The sequence below is a fragment of the Shewanella sp. 10N.286.51.B2 genome (assembly GCF_041469265.1).
Classification (GTDB): Bacteria; Pseudomonadota; Gammaproteobacteria; order Enterobacterales; family Shewanellaceae; genus Shewanella.
This window is the reverse complement of record NZ_JBFRKH010000051.1, coordinates 1-26394: the sequence shown is the minus strand read 5'-3', so window position 1 is coordinate 26394 and position 26394 is coordinate 1. Positions and strand designations below refer to the sequence as shown.

The window sequence follows — 26394 nt, the reverse complement described above, 5'->3', positions numbered from 1 at the left end:
TTGAGTGGCTTTTTTGTTTTTATGGTGCCGGCACCAAGAGTCGAACTCGGGACCTACTGATTACAAGTCAGTTGCTCTACCAACTGAGCTATGCCGGCTTATCTTTTTAACGGTGAAAAACCATTAAATTAAATATGGTGCCCGAACCCGGAATCGAACCAGGGACACGAGGATTTTCAATCCTCTGCTCTACCGACTGAGCTATTCGGGCGACTAACTATCGTTAGCTTGAAACTTACAAGAAAAAACCACTCACTGAGTGGTTTCTCTGTATATGGTGCCGGCACCAAGAGTCGAACTCGGGACCTACTGATTACAAGTCAGTTGCTCTACCAACTGAGCTATGCCGGCTTATCTTTCTTAACAGTGATAACACTATTAAATTAAATATGGTGCCCGAACCCGGAATCGAACCAGGGACACGAGGATTTTCAATCCTCTGCTCTACCGACTGAGCTATTCGGGCAACTAACTAAGCGTTAGTTTACTACTTCAAACTGGGTGCTAACTTAATCGTTAGAGCCTGTGTCGTTTGGAGTGCGCACATAGTATAGCGATGGTTTTAATCCTGCAAGTGCTTTTTTAAATGATTTTAATCGTTCGGCTAGTAAATGGCCAAACTGAGCGATTTTTTACCTTTAATTGGTTTAAAGCCCAATGATAGTGGTTTTAGAGAGTTTAATCGATATCTCAAATTGAATGCTTATTTGAGTAAGACTGGCTGGGTTTAGTCAGGACTCAATTAGTTTTATTGTTCTATTTTATCGAATGATTTTGGCGATTTTTAGCGATATTCTTTTTGTTTTGTGTCGATATAATCATTCACATAGATTTTGACAAGGACAGCTTGATGTTAGCAAATACAAAAAATGGCTATGGTTTAGTGAGTATTAGTCTCCATTGGTTAAGTGCATTAACCGTTATTGGTTTATTCGGCTTAGGTTTTTGGATGGTTGATCTCACTTATTACAGTATTTGGTATAAAACCGCGCCGGATATTCACAAAAGTGTTGGCATTTTATTGTTACTGGCAACGCTAGTGCGATTAGTGTGGCGCTTAGGCTCTGCGAAACCTCATGCAAAGAATAATCACAAGGCTTGGGAGCAAACGGCGGCTAAGTGGGCTCATGGAATGCTTTATCTATTAATGTTGGCCATTATGGCGACAGGCTTTTTAATTTCAACGGCTGATGGCCGCGGAATTTGGGTATTTGATTGGTTTGAAGTGCCGTCACTGGGCAGCTTTATTAACAACCAAGCTGATATTGCTGGCTTAGTTCATCAATATGCAGCCTATACATTAATAGCCCTAGTGATTATTCATGCAGCAGGCGCGATAAAACACCAATTGATTGATAATGATGGCACTTTATCAAGAATGATAAAACCTGCCACAAAATAGTTTTAACACCTACAGCACTTGAATCGAGCCTGTAACTCGACGAGCTGAGAACGCTAATTATTAGCTAGTAACACTTATTAGTACTTGAACATATCAATAATATTGAATTTATAATAAAGGGAATGACCAATGAAAAAGCAACTTTTAGCCACAGTATTATCTAGCGTTATCGGCGCTGCAATGTTACTACCATCAGTCGCTAATGCGGCCGATTATAAGATAGATACTCAAGGTGCCCACGCATCAATTCAATTTAAAGTAAATCATTTAGGCTATAGCTTTGTAGCTGGTCGTTTTAATGATTTCAGTGGTGATTTTAGTTACGATGCGGCAAAAATTGCTGACACTAATTTGAATGTCACCATCAATACAACGAGTGTTGACTCAAACCATGCCGAGCGTGATAAACATTTACGCAGTGCTGACTTTTTAAATACTGGTGCGTTTCCTCAGGCGCAGTACACCTCGACTAGTGTTGAAGACCAAGGCAATGGCAAGATATTGGTTAACGGTAATTTGACCTTAAATGGGGTGACTAAGCCTGTGGCTATTGCCGCTGAATTTGTTGGTGAAGGCCAAGATCCTTGGGGTGGTTATCGTGCTGGCTTTATTGGTACCACAGAATTTGCCATGAAAGACTTCGGTTTTAAAATGGATTTAGGCCCAGCGTCTGCCAATGTTAGCCTAGATTTGGTTATTGAAGGGATTAAGCAATAACGTCTATTGAACAGGTTTACTAAAAACAACAAAGCCGTCAATGATATTAGTCATTGGCGGCTTTTTATGATGATTATTGTGCCGCTTTTAGAATAATACTGCCAAAAACATCAGCGTGTTTATAGCCGCGATTCATGTCGCCATTTAACGGCTTTATCGGGTGGGAGCCAATAAAGTTCTCTCTTTGTTTGGAGCCATCATTATCACAATAGGCCAGCATAAAACCCATTTGTTTGTTGGCTTGTAAGCTAACGGCTGCAACCTGCTGCTTATCAAAAGCGCTTAAGCTGTCATTGTAACTGTCAGGGAATACCGTTATCGCCATTTCCCAATAGATTTTTTGAGGGTTAACAGGGTCTCTCGACCATGCTGTGGTGATATGATCATTAAAGGTGGCGGCCTTTTTTTGCGTGGTAAAATCAGCCACTTGTTTATCTAATGCCACATGATAGGCAAAAGCATTATGGCTATATTGATGCTCGCCACCTGAGCCATCTTCATCAATAAACACCTCTACGGTGTCATCATCCCAATACCGCACTGTGGGATCTGCGGTTTGATCAAATAGCACATCATCAATCACTTCAGTCAGTAGATAGAGCTTATCTTCACGCCAAAGCAGTTTATATTGGCCACTAAAATCATCGGCAGTTATAGCATCGCCGATGATCATTTGATCAATAGGTTGCCACTTAGCTTGTTGCCAATCAGATTCATCAGCAATGCCATCAAGGGTAATGGCTTTGTTAGCGTAGTTAACTTCAATAGGGGCATGCACATATTCGGCAGATGTTTTGTTTGTGCTTGGAGCCGTATCAGCATTTGCCATTGAAGCAATTGCGGTGGAATTTAATGCCAACAGGCAGGGCAGTATTAGGCCTTTAAGTGAGGCGTTGGCCTTATGTTTATGGCTCGCTTTATTAGTTGGTTTTTCAGTGCAGTCCATTGTCCAGTAAACTCCTAATGTTTAAGTCTTAAAGTCAGTATCTTATAGAATCATTTATTATTGGGCATATTCACACGCTTTGACATTAGTCGAAAGCGTTATCTTAATCAGTAGCTAGGATACTGATTTTTCAACTTGCGTTATTCAGCCAGCAACACGCTGATGCTATAGCTTGTATTAGTGCTGATAGCTAAAATATGCTCACCTGCAGCATTAGTCTGTAAGCTTTTACCGTTAACTAAAACCTGCTGGGATATGATGTCTGCTCGCCTTTGTATTGATACATCCACAGTTGCGCCGCGAAAACGCCTACTTACCTTTAGGCTAGGCCAGTGCTTTGGTAGTTGCGGTTTAATTTTTAAGCCGTCGCTGCAGCCTTTTAGGCCACAAAGTTGCTCGATGATAATTCGGTAAATCCAAGCGACGGTTCCAGTATTAAATAACTGGCTCGATTTACCCGCATCATCAGGATATTGAAAATAAGCCCCGCGGTAATAGTTGGGAATAAACACGGGTAATTGACCACGGGTGAGCTCATTTTGCACATCTTCAGCAGTTATCATGGTTTGTAATAGTTCAAATGCTTGCTCTGTTTCGCCTTGTTCAAATAGGGCGTATATATAAAATGCCCCAGCATGATTATAAACTGAACCATTTTCAGCGGTGCCAGGAAACTTTTGGGTTAATCTGCCCACTTGCTCATCCATTTGGGTATAAGCGGGAGCTAGCATCATCATCCCAAAAGGTGTTTGTAATTGCTGCTTGATTTGCGGCTGCATCAGTGACCAGCGCTGATCATTAACTGCGCCAGACAACATGGCAAAAGTTTGCGGGTTAAGATAAATGCGGCCTTGATGATTATCGCTTACACCAAAACAGTGACCTGCATCGGTAATACCGCGGGCAAACCATTCACCATCCCAGCAATGTTCAATCACTGCATCATTCAATTGCGTTGCAAGTTGGCTAAATTTTGATGCTTTATTGTCACAGGCCATTTGCTGGCAAACTTTTGCCCACAGTGTCATGCTGTAAGCACTTGCTAACGTCAACCAGCTTGAAACCCCCAAGCCTTTATAGCCCACCATGTTCATCGGATCGCACCAATCGCCTTGGTTGATAAAGTTAAGGCCGCGGTTATCACGTTGAGAGTATAAGAACTCCAGCGCTAAACAAACGTGTTCCATCACCGAACGGTTTTCTTCACTGTCAGCAAAACTAATGCTTTGATTTAAGAAATCAAAGTCGGCGGTTTCATTTAAATATGCCTCAATACAAATCACTAGCCAGACACAATGATCCGTGTGGGGGATTTGATTGATGTATTTAAGCTCAGATTCAGGGTGCAATAAAATGCCATCCGGCATTTCACCATTGCGATGTTGTTGGGCGAGGGCGACTTCGAAGGCGGCTTTGGCCTTGTTAGGGTTGATATAAATCATCCCCATAGCGTCTTGAAGGTAGTTTCTGGTTTGTGGATCGGTACTTAATCGATTGACATCGCCATGGTAAAAAACCTGTCTAGGTAGCCAATGATTGATGAAGTTATCAAGCTTAGGGGTTGAGGATAAAAGGCTTAAACAGCCATTTTCTCTACTGAGATACGCTTTGTATTTATTTTGAGCTTGAGTAAATTGTGCTGTTGAACTCAAATAGCGCTGTTTTAACTCACTGGCTTCGTGAGCATCTTTTACCGGCGCAAAAACAAACTTTAATGCCACTGCTGGCTTGGTGTTATTGCTAGCGTCATCATAAGCGGCAAGCTTACGATTAAATTGCATTATCGCTGCAGGAGTTTGGTAATGAGCGGGCATGTTTTCTAAGCGGTTATTACTGATAGCCGTTGGGTTATGTAAACCGCCTTCGCCTTCAAAAACACTTTGACGGGTTTCGTAACTATCAGGGGTTGTGTCAGTTAGAAATACTGTGGTGTCTTTAAAGTCTTGTTGAACAAAGTATTGATCGACTTTTTGATAGGGGGTGATTGAGTGACATAAAATTGCATTAAGTGAACGATCAAATTTTGCAGATTGATTCATCCACGACATATAGCCCACAGGAAAGTAGCTATAAACGCTGATATCTCGCGCCGTTTGACTTAGGTTATCAATGGATAACTGCCATAGCTCTGCGGTATCTTCAGTGGCTAAGGTTAAGCTTAGTTTGCAGTGTAGGTTGAGGTGCTTAACTTGCCAACTGACTTGATGCTGGCTAACGATAAACTCAAATGATGCCAATGATTGCCTTACTGGCTCATAGGGCAATGAGAATAGCTCGTTAGTGAGGTTATCTTTTATATAAAAAAATCGACCAGGATGATGGCTAAAATAGGCATGTTCTGGCTGCATAAAGGTTTTGGCCTCTAATGCTGGCCCATGGGCATATTTAGCAGGTTCTGGCTGCATAAATTGCGCAGTCGCAAAACCCCGACAATTCATTTGAATCATCATGTTTTTATTCCATAAAAAACCACAGGCTTTTGGCATAATGGTTGGACTATGCAAGCTGACGTTGCCATTTTTATGATGGTAAGTAATCACTATTTAAACTCCTTAACTACTCGCTTGCAGGCTCTGATTTATCAATAGCTTGATAAAGCGACTGGTTAATTTGGCGCATTTTTTGTTCATCTAAGCTGTAGTGTTTAACAACCCAAACCGCTAATAAGGCAAAGCCTGCAGGGATGATGGTATTGAGCAGTAAAATCCCCATTAACGAGTCGGGTGATTGCTGCTGATTTGCCACATAACCCATGGATGACAGCATCCAACCGATCATCGCGCCTGCAAAAGCGCCGCCTAATTTTTGCGAAAAGGCTGCTGCTGAAAAAATCATTGCGGTGGCGCGGCGGCCATTTTTATATTGTGAGTAATCAGCAGTATCGGCATACATAGAAAACACCAACGGCGATTTAGGCCCTAAGCAAAATCCAATTAAGGCCTGCAATACAAACATCAAGGTAAGGTTGTGAGCAGGAATAAAGTAAAAGGCTGCTGACAATATGGCGACAGAAGTCATCAAACCTATCAATAAGCTGCGTTTATCAAAGTATTTGGTTAACAGTGGGGTTGAGGCGGCGCCTAGGGCAAGTGAGATCATATAAACCGCGGTAAAGGTGCCTATAAGATCTTCTCGGTTTACATAGTATTTAAAGTAAAAGGTGCCGGTACTGGCGCGTAAAGTAATGGTAAACATGATGATTAACGCTAAAGAGAATAAAATCAGCCATGGCTTGTTGTTGGTTAAATCGATGATGTCTTGTTTGATTGAGGTTTGTTGATTCGCTGGTGGCGCTATGCGCTCTTTAGTTGCAAAAAAAGTAAGGCAAAACAGCACCGCTGAAATAAGTCCATAACAGGCCATGGTCAGTTGCCAGCCTAATGCCTCATTACCTGCGCCAAGATAAGTAACTAATTCAGGCGTCATATAAGCAACTAAAGTACCGCCAGAAAAAGCACCGATAAATCTAAAACTGGTTAATGTGGTTCTTTCCTGACTATTACTGGTGACCACACCTAATAGCGCGCCGTAGGGCACGTTAATAAAGGTGTACGCCAGCATCATAAAAATGTAAGTGCCATAAGCCCAAATCAATTTACCATCATCACCTAAATCGGGCACTGTGAAGGTGAGTACTCCAGCTGCAGCAATGGGAATAATGCCTAATATGAGATAAGGGCGAAATTTGCCAAAGCGGGTGTTAGTTCTATCTGCGAGGGCGCCCATTAATGGGTCTGATACCGCATCGATTATGCGAGTCACTAACATCATGGTGCCAACAGCTGCAGCTGATATACCAAATACATCTGTGTAGAAAATAAATAAGAACACATCAAAAACACGCCAATAAAAGTTAGATGCCACATCCCCAAGGGCGTAACCGACTTTTTCTTTAAAGGATAACTTATCGAATGTGACTGATGTGTTTTTTACGCTGGTTGCTGATTGTTCCATAATCGTTTTTATACCTTGATTGTTGCAATCTAACTTGAAGGTATTACTTACAACTAACCCATTATTCGCTTGTATTTACAACATCTTCGCTGGGTTGATACCTGATAAAGTGTAAGGCTTTAATATTTAGTACGCCTAAATCAGACCTAAGTGTAAGCGCTTACATTGCGATTTTAATGTAAATTATTAATCATTTTTTGACCAGTATTAATTTAAATAAACTGAATATGATTTTTTGAAAAGAGGCGGGTAGAAGCGTTTTATTGATCTGGGATAAAGAGGCTAAGGTATTCAGCCCTTTTCCATCAAAGGGCTGAATAACATTTACTAAATAATTCTTATTGGATAATTGTTACTGGGTAACTGTTATTGAATAAGAAGCGACTCACTATTTAAGCATCTCGTTTACTCGTATAACCTGAGCGCGGTAACCCGTTGCAAACATATCGTGACTATTAATATTAATGCGCACAGCGGGCTTGGTTTCGCCATAGCGATGCTCAACTAAAATAGACTTAACTTTACCCGTGGTGTCATCCATTTTTATATTGCCATAACCGCCACCTAATCCAAATAAACCGGCAGAGGCAAAGTAGCTCATCATGCTGTCTTTATCTTGCTGATATTTAACGATAGATGTTACTGGCGAGTAGCCTTGATAACCCAACTCGTCTTTACCGTATTGCCATACTTGGGTAACGGTTTTATTGGCCTCATCAATTTTGTATTCAACCGCGCGGGAATATTTTTCACTGGCAAACATCGGCTGACCTAGCTGACGTCCATCGCCATTATCAAATACCGTTAAAGTGCCCTTTTCAGGAACAAGATAAGCGGTATGGGAGGTGTATGAGAAGTCAAAATCACTGCCTCGGCAACGACCCTTTTCATTACAGCTAAGTTTGTTACCTGTAGCATCAACTGGCGAGAGTAGCTTATCTTGGAACTTGTCACTCCAGCCTTTTTCAGGGCCTAATATCCATTTAACTTGTTTATCGCGGCCAATTTTGATTACCGCAGATTGATGACGTGAGCTAATGATGATGCTGTCATCTTTAGGGTCATAATCTATTGAATTGACATGGGCCCAGTTACGGCCTGTTTCCACTCCGTGAATATCACCATAAGGGGCATTCTTTAAATCGTCTAAGGTGGTTTGATGGCCAGCTTGATCAATATTGATATTTAAACAAACTGCACCGGCATCAAGGGATAATAATGCCGCATCACGCAGTGGGTCTAAAATAGTGTTTAAATCCCAGTAATCCACTAACTTACCTGTGTTATCAACCTCAATGATTTGATCGCGTATGGTGTTGACTAACATGCCATCAGCGCGGCGATAATCTTTGGCGGCGGCGCGAATAAAGATATTGCCGTTGGCAGCTTCAATCCCTTCGTGTGATGCATCGATAAAATTTCCCGGTAAATTGTGCTCTGAAATCATTCTTCCCATTAATGACATTTTTTTCCAGCCTTGGCCCTGTACCCACACCATGTTGCCGTCTTTAGTGACGTTCATGCCCATGGCGTAACCTGCGCTGTCATAATTTTTTGAGTTATGGGTGGTGTAAGGATTCAGATACCAACGAATATCACCGGCGGTATCGATAATGAAAAATCCTGGTTTCCCATCCCAAGAAAACGCCCCAGGTGCATCAGGGTTATTGTGGGATAACTGACCCGACTTTCCGTCTGGATTGGTCCAGTTTACAAAATAAAGGCGGTCTTTAAAGTCAGCGTCAACATGTTCTACTTCGACGATGGGCGCTTTAGCCCACTGGCTTTCTGAAAAGCCCATATCAATGTCTGGGGTTAGCATTTGATACTCGTGGCTGCGCTGCTTGCCGTTTTCAGTCCATTTAATTGTAAAGGTGTTCATAAAGGCAGGGTAGAGACCAAAAATGGGTACGCCACCTTCATCCATTACCCGCATATCATCAACTTGATAGTTTATGCTGACACCAGTTTCACCTTTGGCATGTATGGTGACATCCACATTGGAAATTTTATGGCCATTAAGAGTCACTAAAGCCGTTAGTGGGGCATTTTCATAGGGATTATGAATGATATAACCCAATGGCGCATCTGCCACTGGCATTGGCTTCATCCCCATGGGGTCTGCATTAACATTATTGATTGAATAAAGCAGTGACAAGGTCAATGCTGTATAAAGTATTGGCTTTAGCATGGGCACACTCTGAAATTAGTTATAGCGGCAGTATACCTTGGTATAATCGATAATAATGCAGTGTAACTAACAGAAAGTGTTATAATTTTTTACTTTTGATTAATAGCTCACGAAATAAGATTTTTAACTAAATTTAGGGAACTTTTGTGAATAGGCTGTGGAGTAACAACTATTTAAAAGCTATGGGAAGTTAATTACAATTGTCTCAAAAGTGATTGGTAATTGATGCGAATAAAAAAGCCTACTTTATATCAACACGCCGTTAGCGGTTTTAAAGTAGGCTCTTAAGCTATTCAGCTAGCTAAGGGGTTAGCTATTTAGTTACTCGTCTTCACTTGGAGGTACATAACCTTCAACGGCAACATCTTTGCCTTCAAATAAAAAGCTAACCATATTCTCTTCAAGTAGTTTACGGTCATCAACATTCATCATGTTAAGTTTGTTTTCATTGATTAGCATGGTTTGTTTTTTCTGCCAAAGTGCCCACGCTTCTTTACTGATTGAATCAAAGATACGCTTGCCTAGATCGCCAGGGTAAAGTTGAAAATCTAAACCTGGAGCTTCTTTCTTTAAATATACGCAATTAACATTACGAGCCATGATTATTCCTTAAAGGGATTCCTTGACGGGATCTACTGCTAAAAGAGCGGCTAAGTTAGATAAAATCCGCTCAGTTGCTGCGGCTAATCCAACTTTCGCAGGATGATGTATGTTATACCAGAGTGTCTGATTTTGTTCCATTACACTTGAGTCAATTTGAGGCGATTGTTGATTTTCGCCGAGATTAACTAAGATAGGCTGAATATCTAAATGAAAATGACTAAAAGTATGTCTAAATCCTGCAAGCCATTGTGATTGTTCATTATTGTTGTTTTTTGTTGCGGCATATTCATTGCTGCTGTGATTAAACCCATTAGCACTGATATGTGCAAGCAGCGCCGCCTCAGTATCAAATTGAGGAAAACACCATAAGCCGCCCCAAATGCCTGCTGGTGGTCTTTTATTGAGAATGACTTCACCATCTTTATGCAGTACTAGCATCCATGCAGATTTTACAGGAATGGTTTTTTTAGGCTTTTTACCGGGGAATTCTGTCTGTCGGCCAGCAAGTTGCGCTTTACAATCAATTGCAACAGGGCATTGAGCACAATTGGGTTTACTGCGAGTGCAAACCGCAGAGCCAATATCCATCATGGCTTGGTTAAATTTAACCACATCTTTTTGCGGGGTTAACTTATCCGTTAAGTGCCATAATTGTTGTTCAACTGCTTTTTGACCTGGCCAACCTTCAATTGCGCCGTGACGGGCAAGTACCCGTTTAACGTTTCCATCTAATATTGAATGATGCTGACCAAGGGACAATGACAAAATGGCCCCAGCAGTCGAGCGGCCAATACCCGGTAAGGCTATGACTTCATCTAGCGCTTCAGGAAACTTGCCTGCATGTTGCTCACAAACTGTTTTAGCCGCTTTATGCAGATTACGGGCGCGGGCATAATAGCCTAACCCCGTCCAATGATGCAGTACATCATCTTCGCTGGCATTGGCAAGGGCTTTAATGTCGGGAAAGCTTTGCATGAATTTTTCATAGTAGGGGATAACAGTGGCAACTTGAGTTTGTTGCAGCATGATCTCTGAAATCCACACTCTATATGGGGTTTTATTGATTTGCCACGGTAAGGTCTTGCGTCCGTGTAAATCGTACCAAGCGGTGATCCGCTCAGAAAAGGAGTTAACTTTTTTCATCAGCGCAGTGTATATGGAGAATATTCTATAAACAAGGGAGCCTGTTAACTGATAAATACTTTAGTCATGGTGATTTTAAGATATACTTAGCCACTATTATTGGAACAAAGATGAAACTTTGAATAGTCGGCAATTTAAACGCTATTCAAATGATGAGGCATACATGAGCGACGTTACCACCGCTGAATTTAACGAAGATGGCAAATATATTCGTAAAATCAGAAGTTTTGTATTAAGAGAAGGCCGTTTAACCAAAGGCCAAGCAAACGCAATTGAAGCACATTGGCCTGCAATGGGTTTAGATTACACACCAGAAGCGATTAATTTAGCTGAAGTGTTTAAGCGTGATGCTGATACCGTATTAGAAATTGGTTTTGGTATGGGTGCATCTTTAGTTGAAATGGCTAAAGCGGCTCCTGAGTTAAACTACATTGGTATCGAAGTACATAAACCAGGTGTTGGCGCATGTTTAGTTGATGCCGGTGAAGCTGAAATTACTAATTTACGTGTTTATCATCATGACGCGATGGAAGTGCTTGAAAACAGCATTGCTGATGGCTCACTTGCCCGAGTACAATTATTTTTCCCAGATCCTTGGCACAAAAAACGTCATCACAAACGCCGTATTGTGCAAGCTGAATTTGCGCAATTAATTCGTCGTAAGCTTAAGATTGGCGGTGTTTTCCATATGGCAACAGATTGGGAAAACTACAGCGAGCACATGTTAGAAGTGATGTCTGTGGCTGAAGGTTATAAAAACCAATCAGCAACCAATACTGTAGTTGAACGTCCAGATCATCGCCCGCTAACTAAGTTCGAAGCCCGCGGCCATCGTTTAGGTCATGGCGTTTGGGACATAATGTTCGAACGTATTGCATAATTATAATAAAATATTGTTAAAATAAGCTATTTAATCAACTAACTAGGAAATAACCATGGCTAAGACCCGAACTCGCCGTTTACGTAAGAAACTACGCGTTGATGAATTCCAAGAATTTGGTTTTGATATCAACTGGACTTTTGATGAGTCAATTTCTGAAGCAGATATTGATAAAGCTGTTGATGAGTTCATTGAACAAGTCATTGAACCTCGTAAGCTAGGTTTCCATGGCGGCGGTCATAAAATGTGGGAAGGCATTATTGCAACACAAGAGATCGGTAAATGTACCGAAGAAGATGTTGCTGCTGTTAAAGCCTTCTGGGAAGCGAAAAAAGTGCCACAACTTGAAGTTAGTGCACTGTACGACATCTGGTGGGGCTAATATAGCTAATGCCTGAGCAAATATTGCTTGATGAAGTGGTCGACAAGGTTCGGCCACTTATTGGTTTAGGGAAAGTCGCAGATTATATTCCTGCATTGGCTGACGTAGATCCAAACAAAATAGCAATAGCAGTCACTGGCGCAGATGGTCACACCATTGGCGCTGGGGATTATCTTGAGCCGTTTTCCATTCAATCTATCTCCAAAGTATTCAGCCTTACTTTAGCGCTAAGTTTGTACTCCGAAGATGAACTTTGGAGCAGGGTAGGTAAAGAGCCTTCAGGTCAGTCGTTTAACTCATTGGTTCAAGTTGAGCTTGAACGAGGCATTCCAAGAAATCCATTTATTAATGCTGGTGCATTAGTGATAGCAGATTTAATTCAAGCGCGCCTTGGTGCACCTAAACATCACTTGCTTGAAGTTGTTAGAAACCTGAGCGAAAACTCTCACGTACTTTTTGATAAAGTGGTGGCTAATTCAGAATTTCAGTTTAGTGCCCGTAATGCCTCTATTGCCTATTTAATGAAGTCATTTGGTAATTTTAACGGCGATGTTGATACAGTATTAAAGAGCTATTTTCATTACTGCTCATTAAAAATGAATTGCGCTGACTTATCAAAAGCGATGTTTTATCTCGCCAATCGAGGTAAAAGCCTAGCAGGGGATCAAATCGTTACCCCAGTACAAACCAGACAGCTAAATGCACTGCTTGCTACCTCAGGTTTATATGATGGCGCAGGTGAGTTTGCTTATCGGGTTGGTATGCCAGGTAAAAGTGGTGTTGGCGGCGGCATTATTGCGGTGATCCCTGGGGACATGTCTATTTGCGTATGGTCGCCTGAACTTGATCAAAATGGCAACTCACTGGCAGGCACTCGCATGCTTGAGCATTTATCACAATCATTAGGTCGCTCAATTTTTTAAACTCGCTTATGTTGCTGGGCAAGTTTTTTATGCCCATTTTCAAATGTTAAGCTTGAAATCATCCATTGTCTTTTTAGTATCCTCATCCACGAGTTTGAAAATCATCTATTCTTAAATCTACCCATATAATAGCGATGATGAAAATTACCAACATTTGGCTTATTTCACACATAGTTAATATAAATCCAAATCTAAAAGCTAAACCTATTAGTTATTATCTGCTTTAAGTTATTGATAAAAAGCTTATTTATGTTTTTGGCACAGCCTGTGCAATAACTTGGTATCAGTCTAATTAACATTGAAACTAGATATCAAAACGTTGGCAGTAGCTTAGTGAGCAGTTTAGCCACTCGCCCCATTGATTATCTACATAACGATTAACAGCAAGGATAGAGCTAATGAATACCCAAGGTTTATTTAAAAGTATTGCACTAACTGGTTTGATTTTTACCGCAGGGGCTATGACGCCTGCGGTGGCCAAAATGTCCCTTGAAGATAATCAATGCAACGTGACCTTAAACTATGATGTTACCGTTGAGCCACAAAAATTATCCTTTAGCGAAAAAGGCGCTGAGGTTTACCGAGTCGAACTTGGAAAGTTATATATTGATGGCAACCAAGTTGCACTAAATGATAAGCAAGCAGCTTTGTTAGCTGATTATTCTGAGCAAGTATCTAAACAGATCCCAGAGGTAATTGATTTAGTTGATGATGCTGTTATTTTGGCAACAGATGCAGTGAGCATGGCATTAACCCCTATTTTTGGCGATGCCACCGCGGCTAAATTGGATGAGCTTTTAGCTGGAATTCAAAGCCGTGTTGACCAAGCAGCATATCAACAAGGGGATAAGTTTTATCTTGGCGCGACAGAGTCTTCGTTAGAAGAAGCATTTAATGAAGAGTTTGAACAAGAAATGGAGCAAATGATTAAAAACTCCATGGGCAGTTTTATGATGGCGCTAGGGGCTGAAATGATGTCTTCAGAAGGCGGAAGCTTTGATGAAAAAATGACTGCCTTTTCAAGCAAAATGGAAAGAATCGGTGAAGATGTTGAATTGCAGATTTCTGAGCAATCAGAGGCCATAGAAGCTAAAGCCAAAAAAGTCTGCGGTAACTTTGAGCAGTTAATGGTGCTTGAAAGTGAATTACGTCAATCCATCCCACAGCTATCTTCTTATGAATTAGCGACATTCTCAGATACTGAGTAGCGGTAACCTTGTAAGTTCTAGCATTGTCAAAATGCACCTGACCTTCCCCTGTACCTTGTGCAGGGGCTTTTTGGTTAAACCATTCCTGCTTAAATTACCAATCAAAAACTTCGCCCGCCAATCAAGCTCTAGTTAACTATCTGTTATTTGCGCTACTTTGTAGCGAGATATGCTAGCCGAGCTAGTCGTTTTTTGTCTAATTGCCACCGTTCAATTTGAGAAAATGTCATTAATATTACAGTTTATCGTAGATTTGTTCTGATAAAAAAATTGTATATTATAAATATAGAGCCATTTATACAATTTTTGGTATACTCCTAAAACTATAAAACTGTATGGCGTTAACCAATTAACTTGTTGTTTTAGTTTTGGTTGGCTATTCATGATAATGGACTATCGAAATTTAATTTCTTTTTGGGTGAGTGGCGCAACGTTTAAAGAACCATATAAAGTAGGTGGCGTTTATGCAGCATTGTCTGTAATAAGCGACATTACTTGGAACTCAAAAAATATTTTTAATGTCGTAAACAGCTTAAGGCGACTCCAATGTTAGAACTATTAGAACCTATTGCTATTTTTACTCATGTTGCTAGAGCCGGGAGCTTCAGTGCCGCTGCCAGAAGGTTGAGTATATCTAAGTCCAAAGTAAGTACTCAGGTTGCTGATCTTGAACATAAACTTGGGGTTCAACTCATCCAACGTACTACACGTAGTTTAAGTTTAACTGAAGCGGGTAACTTGCTTTACATACAAGGTGAGGAGTTATTACGTGATGCAGAGCAGGCCGTTGCTAGTGTGCATAATCTAAATGATGCCACCCGTGGTGTACTTAAAGTCGGTATTTCTCAGTCTTTTGGTACCATGCATATTATTCCTGCATTACCTGAGTTTATGGCACGACATCCAGAGCTTGAGCTACAAGTTAGCTTACTGGATCATAAAGTCGATGTGGTTAGTGAAGGTTTAGATTTACTTTTGACTATGTCTGAGCAGCTACCATTAGGTATGGTTGCAAGACCATTAATGAAGTGTCAGTTCTTATTAGTGGCATCGCCAGAATATATTGCCCAACATGGCAATATTTCTCGACCTGAACAACTTGTTGATCATAACTGTCTAGTCTACCAAGGTGAGTGGCATGAGCACAGCATGTGGCAGTTTAAGAAAGCTGATGATTACTGTGAAATTGGTGTTTCTGGTAACTTCCGGGTTGATAATGCACCAGCATTAAAATCGGCCGCGGTTAGCGGTTTAGGTATTGCCTACCTAGCAAGTTATTTACTTGAAGATGAAATCGAACAAGGTACATTAGTGCCGTTATTACCTGATTGGCAATTGACCAACAACTTACCGCTACAGGCTGTTTACCCAAGACGTAAGCACCTTGCCCCTAAAGTAAGTGCATTTATTGAATTTATTAAAGGTCATATTGGTACTACACCTTATTGGGATGGTAAGTTTGATCATTTATACAAATTACGTAAATAGCCATTCAATGGGGTTTCTAAGTCAGTAACTAAAACTGGAAACATTGTTCGAATTTTAAAACAAAGTTGCAACTTAAGTTGCGGCTTTTTTATTTGCACAATAAAAACAATAACTTGATTGTCTTGTGCTTGAAAAACGCTCAGGTTGTTTCTGTGCTGAGTTATTAATGGAGTATAAAAAGCTGCTTGAACTCTGTTCTTAAATCAATACAATAGATTTCAGTTGATTCGGAATGATTTGAGTCACGCATCTTGTTGAGAAATGACCCCTTTTCAGCTTTTTGTGCAAATCAGCAACTTCGCAAGTTTTGAATCACTGCTGGCAGAGGTTTTAAAATCAGAACAATGCCGGCTTTGAAACCATCATCCTAGTTTTAATTGGTTTACCCCAGACATTGTGCTGGGGTTATTTTTTCTGCCCTATAATATCCGCTTAATTTGTTTACTCTCTCGCCTTTGTACTTTTGTTCTCTTTTAAGCTGCCAATTGAATATATTTGTCGGGTATAGCATTTGTTAATGCACTCGTTATTGAACTTGTTATTGCCTTGGTAATTTATAGAGTGGCGCTCATTACTTAGATTTCATTACTTAGGCTTTAGTACGAGCCAAAAAGAAGGCCACTAAAAAGTGGCCTTAGATAACTTAATCGATTGGTTGATTAACCGCGATTTGAGTCTGCTGATTGGCTTAATAGCTCAGGTTTATTGGTTTGATTAATCCAATTGTCCACTTCAGCTTCTAATACATCTAATGGTACAGGGCCATTTTGCAGTACTAGGGTATGGAACTGACGAATATCAAACTTGTCACCTAATTTAAGCTTGGCGTTTTCACGTAGCTCTAACACTTTAATCATACCGACTTTATAGGCAGTAGCTTGGCCAGGCATCACCACGTGGCGTTCTACCATTTTAATGGCATCAGACTTAGCATTTGGGGTGTTGTCTACGTAGTATTGGATACCTTGCTCACGAGTCCATTGTTGAGTGTGGATCCCTGTGTCTACAACCAGACGACAAGCACGCCATAGCTCCATCGCTAAGCGGCCAAAGTCAGAGTAGGGATCAGCATACAAGCCCATTTCTTTAGGGAAGTATTCAGTATAAAGACCCCAGCCTTCAATATAGGCAGTATAGCCACCGAATTTTCTAAATTTAGGAATACCTTCCAGCTCTTGGGCAATGGCAATTTGCATGTGATGCCCAGGGATCCCCTCATGATAAGCCAAGGCTTCCATTTGGTAAGTGGGCATTGCTTTCATGTCATACAAGTTGGCGTAGTAAGTACCAGGGCGTGAACCATCGGGTGCGGGTTGATCATAGAATGCTTTACCAGCAGACTTTTCGCGAAAGGCTTCAACAGGTTTAACGATTAATCCGGCTTTAGGTTTAATATTAAACACTTCACCTAAGCGTGACTCCATATTATCAATTAGGTCTTTAGCTTCGGTAATGTAACGAGTTTTACCTTCATCGGTGTTGGGGTAATAAAATTGTTCATCATCACGCATGAAAGCCATAAACTCGGCTAAGTTGCCGGTATAATTTACTTTTTTCATGATCGCACGCATTTCATTATGAATACGTTCAACTTCTGCTAAACCTAACTGATGAATTGTTTCAGAGCTCATATCAGTCGTCGTAATACGATTTAGACGAGTATTATAAAAATCTTCGCCTAAAGGTAACTTCCACACCCCATCACGGCTATCAGCTTTGGCTTCTAATTCATGTAAATAGCTGATTAAATTGTCATACCCAGGTTTTACACTTTTAATTAAGGCTGTTTTAGCTGCCGCCAATAATTCATCTTTTTGAGCTTGGGTAATATCGAGCTTCTCGATTTTACGGTTAATATCACCCCATAGGGTGCTTTTAACTTCAGTATCAGTAAAAGGTGCACCCTTGATAATATTTTCGCTGTCTGAAATCACATAAGGGAAGACAAACTTTGGCGCGATAATATTTTTATCGGCGCGAATTTTTAATGCATCGATCACTTGCTCAGTTACATGCTTTACACCGTTTAAACGGCTAATGTAAGCCTGTGCATCACTGACATTTTCAACTTGATGTTGATTGATAAGGAAGGTAGCAATAAACGAATGACTACCACGCATCTGGTTTACAGGGTAATTATGGTAACGCCATTTATCATCGCTGATTTGCTGCTCTAAGCCTTGTTTCATTAATTTGTAGCTAAGTGCCGTTTGCTTGTCTAACTTAGCAACATTAATAGTTTCAAGTTGTTTTAAATGCTTTTTAGCTCTGGCTAAGTCTTCGTCAGCAGATTTATCACTAAAATCACCCCATTTGTCATAATCAGTTTTGATGCGTAAATAGGTTTGGGAAATCGGGCTAGCCATTACATTTTCCATGAACATATTTTCAAACAGCTCATTGGCTTTTTCTGACTCGGTGGTGGCTGTTTTAGTGGAGGCTACTGTATTGGTTAAAGGTTGGTGCGCTGCAGTGTGGGCGATTGCGGCGTTTGATAATAAGCTGGTTAAAGCAACGGCTATTAATGTCGTTTTTGTTGTTAGTCGCATAGGGTTTCCGTTAGCAAAGTAATAGAACAGGAGATCGATTGATATCCTAAATGACACAAGCATAAATGTATAACGTGAAATGTTAGCAATTGTGTCTTAAATGTTGCTGAATTTGCAGGGTAAATGCGGAATGATTTATTTAGTGACTTGCAGGTACTTTGCTTAAAGCGCCAAGCTTAATGGGCAAAGGAAATCAAAAAAAGCCTAATGCATTAACCTTGTTTTATAAAGGTAATCCATCAGGCTTTTATATAGGCTAGTAATAAATAGGCTAGTAATAAATAGGCTAGTAATAAATATGCCAGTAATAAGTAGACTAGTTATATAGGCTAGTAATAACTTTAATAAATCAGCTAGCTATAAAGTAGCTAATCTAAAAACTGCGACAAAATATCATTAACAAACATATGGCCTTTGGCGGTTAATTGCCAATGGGTCTCAGTTTCGGTTAATAAGCCTCTTTTAATTGATTTAGCAATACCTTCATCAAGCTCTGACACAGGTAAGCCGGTGCGCAGTTCAAATTCAGTTTTAGGGATAGGCGTCATTAACCTGAGTCGATTCATTAAATATTCAAGGGCGCGATCTTCAGCTAGCACTTCAGTAGTTTCACTGGTGTAATCTGACGTTGCTAGATAACCCTTCGGATGCTTAATTTTGACGGTGCGAATAATCTTATTGAGCTCAGGTTGAGTAATCTTGCCATGGGCACCGCAGCCAATCCCCAAGTAATCGCCAAACTGCCAATAATTGAGATTATGTTTGCACTGAAATCCATCTTTGGCATAAGCAGAGATTTCATATTGCACATAGCCAAGTGCTGCTAGCTTCTTCTGTCCTTGCTCATAGATATGCCACAAGTTTTCATCGTCAGGCAATTGTGGCGGTTTAGAGTGAAATAAGGTATTTGGCTCTATGGTCAGTTGATACCAAGATAAATGCGGTGGCATTAACCCAGCAGCAGTATCGATATCGGCCATGGCTTCATCAAATGACTGATTCGGTAAGCCGTGCATTAAATCTAAGTTAAAGCTGTTGTAACCTGCATTACGGGCTGTATTAGCAGCGGTAACGGCTTCATCCTCATCATGGATACGGCCAAGAAGGTTGAGTTTATCTTTTGAGAAACTTTGCACCCCAATGGACAAGCGCGTCACCCCTGCAGCGCGATATGCGGCAAAGTCATCATGCTCTAACGTACCCGGATTGGCTTCCATGGTAATTTCAATATCATCTTCAAAACCAATGGCGGCTTCAGCACCGGCTAGAATGCGCTGTATTTGGGTGGCTTCAAATAAAGATGGCGTGCCGCCACCAATAAAAATGCTGTGAAGTTTTCGCCCTTGTACATAGTGAAGGTCGTGATTGAGATCGGCTAAAAGTGCATCAACATAAGCTTGTTGCGGTAATACTCCATGCTGACCATGGGAGTTAAAATCACAATATGGGCACTTTTGAACGCACCAAGGGATATGGATATATAAGCTCAGTGGTGGCAGAGATAATTTCGCTGATTGCATGATAGTTACTTAATAATCCCTTTGGCTTTCATAGCGTCTACAAGCAAAGTAAGTGCTAACCCACGGTGGCTCAACTGGTTTTTTTGCTCACTTGAAAGCTCGGCAGCCGAAATATCAAACCCCTGTGGAATAAAGATAGGGTCGTAGCCATGGCCTTGCTCACCTTGAGGGCTCAATCCTATAGTGCCTTCCCATGCCGCTTGGCAAACTATTGGGGTTGGGTCTTTAGCATGGCGCATATAAACCAATACACACTGAAAGCGTGCTTTGCGCTGTGTTTTGTCTGCTAATGCAGCAAGTAATTTAAGGTAGTTGTCTTGCTCGCTGGCGCCTTCGCCGCCGTAACGGGCTGAATAAATCCCCGGTGCGCCTTGAAGGGCATCAACTTCTAAACCAGAATCATCTGCGATTGCGGCTTTACCAGTGATTTCTGCAGCGTGACGGGCTTTAATAATGGCATTTTCAATAAAGGTGGTGCCTGTTTCAGCCACTTCTGGAACGTTAAATTGGTTTTGCGGTAAAACCTCAATATCAAATTGGGCTAGCATCTGATCAAACTCTGTTAGTTTACCTTTGTTACCGCTTGCTAAAACAATCTGTTGCATGGAATACCTTTTTATTAAATAAGGGGGCTGATGTTTTAAATAGTGCTTATGGGGTGAGCAGGCTTTGCAGTAAACTAAAACTCACATCAAATAAGTGGCATCTAGCCTTAAAAAAGGCTTAGTTTTCGCCTTGACTGGCTATTTAAATTTTCATCAATGAAATTGGCCTAATGATACCTAAGCACTGAGTTGATAGACAGCAGCTAAGGATAAAATAGCTATGGTTTGCGCAACTAAATAAAAAGCTAAACCTTGAGGTTTAGCTTGTTAAAAGTGCAAAATCATTTGAAATAAGCCGCTGTTTAGCCTTATTCCACATAAAATTTTTGTTTGAACTTTAACGATGTATTGAGCTTATTGCCGTACTTTATCGTCAGGTTAAAGTTGATTTGTTGATCGTCTCGGTATGGCACTTGGGCGATATAATAAATAGCATCGCCTTCACGGATTTCTTTAAACTCTAAATCCATTCGTGCATCAAGTAAGTTGTTGGCTACGCCAGCGATTTCAACAGCAACGGCGGGATTACCTTCTTGACTGGTATCTAACACTGCAATATTGACAATACCGTTGTAATTACTGCGTTCAATACCATAGGTTTTGGCAATAGCAGGGGTAATAAAGGTACTACCTAATGCCATGTAATGAATATCATAATTACCGACAGTCTGTTTTTGTTCTGCTTGAACGGTCGTTAGGGTACTCATTAAAATGACAAAGCTACATAAAAGGGTGCGAAACATAATCTAAATCCTTGATCGACTCTGTGTTGCTAACAACTGGCTTAATTGACCTAGCGGGTTAGTTTAGCCCTAGGTTAGTTAATCGTCGCGACGAAAGAGTTGATTCACTAATTGGAATGTAGACTCAAGTATAGAGAATTTTTAGCCAGATCACCCGTAATTGGATCATTTTGATGGATGATTTCAATAATGGATGATTTCACTAATCGATGCTTAGTTGCATTGGGCTATTATCTGCGATATTTCAGGCGGGATCTTTAACGGGCTAAGTATCTTCACTTGCTTATGACGGCCTTGAAGCCCTTTTAGAAGCATCACATCAGACTTTGGCACTTTAAAGGCTTTGGCTAAATACTTTATCAGGTGGCTATTGGCTTTACCGTCGATTGGCGGGGCTGTGATGGCGATTTTTATTTCATCACCATGTAAGCCCACAATTTTATCACGGCTGGCCTTAGGCTGAATATAAAGGTTCAGCAACAGGTTACTCTGTTGCTGAATAACGACAGGCATTAGCTTAAGCTCGCTCGGAGGTTAAAACGGAAAACATGAAATTTAAACCTGAGCCCAAAATGGAATGTATTGCGCTAACAAAATATTAAGGAAGTTCATTGCAATCAGCACTAACATCACCGATAAGTCTAAACCACCCATAGGAGGCAGGATACGACGAACAGGGGCTAAAAAGGGTTCGGTAAGTTGATCCATTACCATCACAATCGGGTTGTGACCTTGGTTAAACCAGCTAAGCAGTGCGCGCAGAATGAGTACCCAAAACAGTAATACTCCAGCTTCTTTTAATACTGAAACCACAGTAAGAACACCAAGCATTAATGGGTCAAATAGCGCAGCAGGTGTCATAGCGGTAAGTATTGAATATTTTATAAATACCACCAATAAGGCCAGTACGATTGATGCGGTATCAATACTGCCCATAGACGGCAATACACGGCGCATTGGGGCTATGATAGGTTGAGTGGCTTTAATCACAAACTGGCTAAATGGATTGTAAAAATCAGCTCTGGCTAATTGTAGCCAAAAGCGCAGCAGGACTATCATAAGATAAAGACCAAAAACGGTATCGATTAAGAAATGTAGTGCATTCATTGAGTGTGCCTTAGTTGATCTGAAGTTGATCTAAAATTGAACTGAAAATTATCTTCACGGGCTATTTTCCATTAAATATCGTTTGTTTAAAATGTTTTTGCCATTTCTTGTGCCCGTTTTATGCAGTTTGTCATAGCTTTATCCACTAAACCGCGTAAATCGCCTTGTTCGAAGGTTTCAACCGCTTGAGCTGTAGTGCCGCCTTTTGAGGTAACATTATTACGCAAGGTTGCTAATGAAAGTTGTGGATTTTGAATCACCATTTGCGCCGCGCCTAATGCCGCCTGCTGGGCAAGCGCTCTTGCTGTGGTTTCATCCATGCCAGATTTAATGCCATGGTCAATCATAGACTCAATAAACAAGAAAAAATAAGCCGGTGAACTGCCAGCTAATGCAATCACTTGGTTAAGCTCGTCTTCTTTTTCAACCCAAACTATTTTGCCACCACTTATCATTAAGGTTTCGCAAATTTGTTTATGCTCTGCTGAAATGGATTCATCGGCGTATAAGCCTGTCATACCCACGCCAATTTGCGTTGGTGTATTAGGCATAGTGCGAATAAGGTTAATCGGTTGCTTAAAATAATCGACATAGCGCGCCGCAGGAATGCCTGCAGCGATAGTGATTAATAACTTTTTTGATAAATCTAACAGACTTAGTTGTTCACACACCATTTGCATTAACTGCGGTTTTACGCTGAGTACAATCACATCTGCATCATCTGCAGCAGCAATATTGTCGTGAGATACACCAATATTAAAATCGGCTTTTAACGCATCTAATTTACCAACACTGGGATTGGTGGCGTGAATACGATCTGCTGGGTAACCATTACTGACTAAACCACTGATAATTGAGCGGGGCATATTGCCTGCACCGATAAAACATACTTTTGCTTGAGTCATATTAAGGGTCACTTTTAATTTTTATGTCGGCTGTTATTTGCTAATTGCTTATTTACTAATGTTTGGGCTATTGCTTACTAATACAAGCAGTAGCGGATAAATTTTAATTAATGATTTGGCGTTTTTGGCCTTTAGGGTTTATGGGTAATCTCGAGCGCCAAATATTGCGGTGCCAATTCTGACCATGGTAGAGCCATGCTCAATCGCCACCGCCAGATCATTACTCATGCCCATTGATAGGGTGTCAATGTCAGGGTATTGGCTTTTTAGCTGCGCAAAAAGCTGTTGCAGTTTGGCAAATTCTTGGCGTTGCAGAGCGATATCGCTGGTGGCAGTCGGTATGGCCATTAAGCCTCTTAAAGTCAAATTAGGGAGCGATGCTATCACCTTAGCTAAAGCGCTAACCTCGGTCGCTATCACCCCTGACTTTGATGCCTCTTCACTGATATTAACTTGAATACACACTTGCAACGGCGCTTTACCTGCTGGTCTTTGGTCATTGAGGCGCTTAGCGATTTTTTCACGACTTAAAGTGTGCATCCAATCAAAATGCTCGGCAACAATACGCGACTTGTTGGACTGCAAAGGGCCGATAAAATGCCACTCAATATCACAATAGTCATCTTTTAGTGCGAGGACTTTTTCTTCGCCCTCTTGGACATAATTTTCACCAAAGCAGCGCTGGCCCGCTTGATAAGCCTCAATAATAGCCGATATGGGCTTAGTTTTACTGACGGCAAGTAAGGTGACTTCTTCACTATTACGTGAACAATTTTGCGTCGCTTGTGCAATTTGGCTCTGGGCGATTGATATTCGGTCTGCTATTGTTGTCATATTGTTTTGATTTGTTTGAATGGATGTCATTAGTCATGGAAATAACTGAGTTACTTGCCTTTAGTGTAAAGCACAATGCATCAGATCTACACCTTTCTGCCGGTGTTTCTCCGATGATTCGCGTTGATGGTGAAGTGAGAAAAATCAACTTACCCGCATTAGACCATCAAGCTGTTCATGGATTAGTCTATGACATCATGAATGATAAACAGCGTAAGGACTTCGAAGAACATTTAGAAATCGATTTCTCGTTCGAAGTGCCAAACCTTGCCCGTTTTCGTGTTAACGCATTTAACCAATCCCGTGGGGCTGGTGCCGTTTTCCGTACCATTCCCAGCGATATATTATCACTTGAGCAGTTAGGCGCTCCTGAAATTTTCAAAAAGATTTCAAGCTTCCCTCGTGGATTAGTCTTAGTAACAGGGCCGACAGGTTCTGGTAAGTCTACAACACTAGCGGCGATGGTGGATTATATTAATAATGAACGCCATGACCATATTCTGACCATTGAAGACCCAATAGAATTTGTGCACCAAAATAAGCAATGTTTGGTCAACCAACGTGAAGTGCATAAACATACCCATAGTTTTGAAGCGGCGCTTCGAAGTGCACTGCGTGAAGATCCCGATGTTATTCTTGTGGGTGAGATGCGTGACCTTGAAACCATTCGCTTAGCAATGACAGCAGCAGAAACCGGTCATTTAGTTTTTGGTACCTTGCATACCACTTCAGCGGCTAAAACCGTTGACCGTATTGTTGATGTATTCCCTGCAGGCGAAAAGGACATGGTACGTACTATGTTGTCTGAATCTTTGCAGGCGGTTATATCGCAAACCTTAATTAAAAAGGTTGGCGGCGGCCGAGTGGCAGCTCACGAAATTATGATGGGCACGCCAGCTATTCGTAACCTTATTCGTGAAGATAAAGTCGCACAAATGTATTCAGCTATTCAAACGGGTATGTCTCATGGAATGCAAACCCTTGAACAGTGTCTACAAAACCTAGTCAATCGCGGCCTTATTAGCCGTGATGATGCCATGTCAAAAAGCTCTAACAAACAAGCTAACTTTTAAAGGAAAGTAAAATGGATGTGCATCCTTTTTTAAAGGTAATGGTTGACAGAAAGGCTTCAGATTTATTTATTACTGCAGGCTTTCCGCCCAGCGCCAAAATTGATGGTGAGCTAAGACCACTATCGGATAATAGCTTTAACCCTGAGCAGTCATTAGAGTTTGTTGAATCCTTAATGACAGAGGTGCAAAAGAAGGAGTTTCACGAGTCTCGTGAATGTAACTTTGCTTTTGCTGCAAAAGATTTAGGCCGTTTCCGTGTCAGTGCTTTTTGGCAACGTGAATCACCCGGCTGCGTGATGCGCCGAATTGAAACCAAAATTCCTGAAGTTGATGACTTAAAACTACCGCCGATCCTTAAAGACTTGGTGATGAGTAAACGTGGTTTGATCATCATGGTGGGTGGCACTGGTACTGGTAAATCAACTTCGCTGGCAGCATTAGTGGGTTATCGTAATGCCCATGCTCGCGGGCATATTTTGACCATAGAAGACCCAGTAGAATTTGTTCATGACCATCGCAAAAGTATTATCACCCAGCGAGAAGTCGGTATTGATACTGATTCATTTGATGCCGCGCTTAAAAGTTCGCTGCGTCAAGCGCCCGATGTGATTTTGATTGGTGAAATTCGTACTCAAGAAACCATGGAATTTGCCTTAACATTTGCTGAAACAGGTCACTTATGTATGGCGACCTTGCATGCTAACAACGCTAACCAAGCGTTAGACCGTATTATGCATTTAGTGCCTGAGAGCAAGCATAACCAGCTATTGTTTGATTTATCATTAAACCTTCGCGGTATTGTGGCGCAGCAATTAGTGGCAAAATCTGATGGTAGTGGCCGTAGGGCAGCAATCGAAGTGTTAATTAATACCCCACGTATAGCCAGTTTAATTGCTAACAATGAGCTGCATTTACTCAAAGAAACCATGGCTAAATCAAGAGAGCAGGGCATGCAAACATTTGACCAAGCCTTGTTGGATTTATATCTTGAAAAAGAGATTAGCTATGCCGATGCATTACATCACGCTGATTCACCCAATGATTTACGCTTAATGATTAAACTGCAAAGTAATGAAGCTAACTCGTCAGGGATGATGGATGGGGTGACATTTGATATGAATTAACGGCTAATGTTGGTTGTGCTTTTAACTATGTGTTCACATTAGTGTTAATCTCCATTGATATTATTAAATATTTTATAAAAAGGCCAAGGCGTAAGCC

The 26394-nt window shown here is 41.0% G+C and carries 23 protein-coding genes and 4 tRNA genes; 9 read left to right on the top strand and 18 right to left on the bottom strand.

Features of this window, described 5'->3' with window-relative positions; all coding sequences use genetic code 11:
• Nucleotides 1-22: 22 nt before the first annotated feature.
• The 4 genes from AB4140_RS14140 to AB4140_RS14125 form a co-directional block, all read right to left on the bottom strand.
• Nucleotides 23-98: transfer RNA gene (locus AB4140_RS14140), tRNA-Thr, on the bottom strand.
• A 37-nt stretch (nucleotides 99-135) separates the two neighbouring features.
• A tRNA-Phe gene (locus AB4140_RS14135) sits at nucleotides 136-211 on the bottom strand.
• Nucleotides 212-275: 64 nt separating this feature from the next.
• Nucleotides 276-351 (bottom strand) — tRNA-Thr (locus tag AB4140_RS14130).
• A 39-nt stretch (nucleotides 352-390) separates the two neighbouring features.
• Nucleotides 391-466 (bottom strand) — tRNA-Phe (locus AB4140_RS14125).
• Between the two features lie 384 nt (nucleotides 467-850).
• Between AB4140_RS14125 and AB4140_RS14120 the strand changes: the two genes are divergently transcribed.
• Both AB4140_RS14120 and AB4140_RS14115 read left to right on the top strand, forming a co-directional pair.
• Nucleotides 851-1402, top strand: a complete 552-nt coding sequence (locus AB4140_RS14120; protein WP_372001430.1) for a cytochrome b — start codon at nucleotides 851-853, stop codon at nucleotides 1400-1402.
• Between the two features lie 129 nt (nucleotides 1403-1531).
• Entirely contained in the window at nucleotides 1532-2119 is a 588-nt protein-coding gene (locus tag AB4140_RS14115) for a YceI family protein (protein ID WP_102440637.1), read from the top strand.
• Nucleotides 2120-2192: 73 nt separating this feature from the next.
• Here AB4140_RS14115 and AB4140_RS14110 read toward each other — a convergent pair whose 3' ends face one another.
• The 6 genes from AB4140_RS14110 to mutY form a co-directional block, all read right to left on the bottom strand.
• Nucleotides 2193-3065: a sugar-binding protein gene (locus tag AB4140_RS14110; protein ID WP_303461722.1), complete on the bottom strand. Its 873-nt coding sequence runs from the start codon at nucleotides 3063-3065 to the stop codon at nucleotides 2193-2195.
• 140 nt (nucleotides 3066-3205) lie between these two features.
• Nucleotides 3206-5605, bottom strand: coding sequence for a GH36-type glycosyl hydrolase domain-containing protein (locus AB4140_RS14105; RefSeq protein ID WP_372001428.1), 2400 nt, complete (start codon nucleotides 5603-5605; stop codon nucleotides 3206-3208).
• A 16-nt stretch (nucleotides 5606-5621) separates the two neighbouring features.
• On the bottom strand, nucleotides 5622-7019 hold the full coding sequence (locus AB4140_RS14100) for an MFS transporter (protein ID WP_303410966.1): 1398 nt from the start codon (nucleotides 7017-7019) through the stop codon (nucleotides 5622-5624).
• A gap of 388 nt (nucleotides 7020-7407) precedes the next feature.
• Nucleotides 7408-9210 (bottom strand): aryl-sulfate sulfotransferase, encoded by a 1803-nt coding sequence (locus tag AB4140_RS14095; RefSeq protein WP_372001426.1) that lies wholly within the window; start codon nucleotides 9208-9210, stop codon nucleotides 7408-7410.
• A 321-nt stretch (nucleotides 9211-9531) separates the two neighbouring features.
• Complete coding sequence (locus AB4140_RS14090; protein WP_102440634.1) at nucleotides 9532-9810, bottom strand: oxidative damage protection protein; 279 nt, start codon at nucleotides 9808-9810, stop codon at nucleotides 9532-9534.
• A gap of 9 nt (nucleotides 9811-9819) precedes the next feature.
• Nucleotides 9820-10956: an A/G-specific adenine glycosylase gene (mutY, locus tag AB4140_RS14085; protein WP_372001424.1), complete on the bottom strand. Its 1137-nt coding sequence runs from the start codon at nucleotides 10954-10956 to the stop codon at nucleotides 9820-9822.
• 163 nt (nucleotides 10957-11119) lie between these two features.
• Here mutY and trmB point away from each other — a divergent pair, with 163 nt between their 5' ends.
• From trmB to AB4140_RS14060, 5 genes are all read left to right on the top strand, one after another.
• Entirely contained in the window at nucleotides 11120-11836 is a 717-nt protein-coding gene (gene trmB, locus AB4140_RS14080) for a tRNA (guanosine(46)-N7)-methyltransferase TrmB (RefSeq protein ID WP_102440641.1), read from the top strand.
• A gap of 55 nt (nucleotides 11837-11891) precedes the next feature.
• Nucleotides 11892-12218, top strand: a complete 327-nt coding sequence (locus AB4140_RS14075; protein WP_102440632.1) for a 50S ribosome-binding protein YggL — start codon at nucleotides 11892-11894, stop codon at nucleotides 12216-12218.
• 8 nt (nucleotides 12219-12226) lie between these two features.
• On the top strand, nucleotides 12227-13141 hold the full coding sequence (glsB, locus tag AB4140_RS14070) for a glutaminase B (RefSeq protein ID WP_372001421.1): 915 nt from the start codon (nucleotides 12227-12229) through the stop codon (nucleotides 13139-13141).
• 398 nt (nucleotides 13142-13539) lie between these two features.
• Nucleotides 13540-14349, top strand: coding sequence for a YggN family protein (locus tag AB4140_RS14065; protein WP_303461713.1), 810 nt, complete (start codon nucleotides 13540-13542; stop codon nucleotides 14347-14349).
• Between the two features lie 546 nt (nucleotides 14350-14895).
• The gene (locus tag AB4140_RS14060) at nucleotides 14896-15837 is read left to right on the top strand and encodes a LysR family transcriptional regulator (protein ID WP_102440629.1); all 942 of its coding nucleotides are present in this window, start codon (nucleotides 14896-14898) and stop codon (nucleotides 15835-15837) included.
• A gap of 659 nt (nucleotides 15838-16496) precedes the next feature.
• Here AB4140_RS14060 and AB4140_RS14055 read toward each other — a convergent pair.
• From AB4140_RS14055 to AB4140_RS14020, 8 genes are all read right to left on the bottom strand, one after another.
• Nucleotides 16497-18386, bottom strand: coding sequence for a DUF885 family protein (locus AB4140_RS14055; RefSeq protein WP_372001419.1), 1890 nt, complete (start codon nucleotides 18384-18386; stop codon nucleotides 16497-16499).
• 368 nt (nucleotides 18387-18754) lie between these two features.
• Nucleotides 18755-19906, bottom strand: a complete 1152-nt coding sequence (gene hemW / locus AB4140_RS14050; RefSeq protein ID WP_303446734.1) for a radical SAM family heme chaperone HemW — start codon at nucleotides 19904-19906, stop codon at nucleotides 18755-18757.
• 5 nt (nucleotides 19907-19911) lie between these two features.
• The gene (gene rdgB, locus AB4140_RS14045; RefSeq protein WP_303461708.1) at nucleotides 19912-20511 is read right to left on the bottom strand and encodes an RdgB/HAM1 family non-canonical purine NTP pyrophosphatase; all 600 of its coding nucleotides are present in this window, start codon (nucleotides 20509-20511) and stop codon (nucleotides 19912-19914) included.
• 308 nt (nucleotides 20512-20819) lie between these two features.
• Nucleotides 20820-21254, bottom strand: a complete 435-nt coding sequence (locus AB4140_RS14040; RefSeq protein ID WP_102440625.1) for a DUF4426 domain-containing protein — start codon at nucleotides 21252-21254, stop codon at nucleotides 20820-20822.
• A gap of 213 nt (nucleotides 21255-21467) precedes the next feature.
• Nucleotides 21468-21767, bottom strand: a complete 300-nt coding sequence (yggU, locus tag AB4140_RS14035; RefSeq protein WP_102440624.1) for a DUF167 family protein YggU — start codon at nucleotides 21765-21767, stop codon at nucleotides 21468-21470.
• 42 nt (nucleotides 21768-21809) lie between these two features.
• Nucleotides 21810-22361, bottom strand: coding sequence for a YggT family protein (locus tag AB4140_RS14030; RefSeq protein ID WP_102440623.1), 552 nt, complete (start codon nucleotides 22359-22361; stop codon nucleotides 21810-21812).
• 86 nt (nucleotides 22362-22447) lie between these two features.
• Complete coding sequence (proC, locus tag AB4140_RS14025) at nucleotides 22448-23266, bottom strand: pyrroline-5-carboxylate reductase (RefSeq protein WP_372001415.1); 819 nt, start codon at nucleotides 23264-23266, stop codon at nucleotides 22448-22450.
• Between the two features lie 138 nt (nucleotides 23267-23404).
• The gene (locus AB4140_RS14020; RefSeq protein ID WP_102440640.1) at nucleotides 23405-24100 is read right to left on the bottom strand and encodes a YggS family pyridoxal phosphate-dependent enzyme; all 696 of its coding nucleotides are present in this window, start codon (nucleotides 24098-24100) and stop codon (nucleotides 23405-23407) included.
• Nucleotides 24101-24135: 35 nt separating this feature from the next.
• Between AB4140_RS14020 and AB4140_RS14015 the strand changes: the two genes are divergently transcribed.
• Nucleotides 24136-25173 (top strand): type IV pilus twitching motility protein PilT, encoded by a 1038-nt coding sequence (locus AB4140_RS14015; RefSeq protein ID WP_076542380.1) that lies wholly within the window; start codon nucleotides 24136-24138, stop codon nucleotides 25171-25173.
• Between the two features lie 11 nt (nucleotides 25174-25184).
• Nucleotides 25185-26297: a PilT/PilU family type 4a pilus ATPase gene (locus AB4140_RS14010; RefSeq protein WP_102440621.1), complete on the top strand. Its 1113-nt coding sequence runs from the start codon at nucleotides 25185-25187 to the stop codon at nucleotides 26295-26297.
• Nucleotides 26298-26394 lie beyond the last annotated feature (97 nt).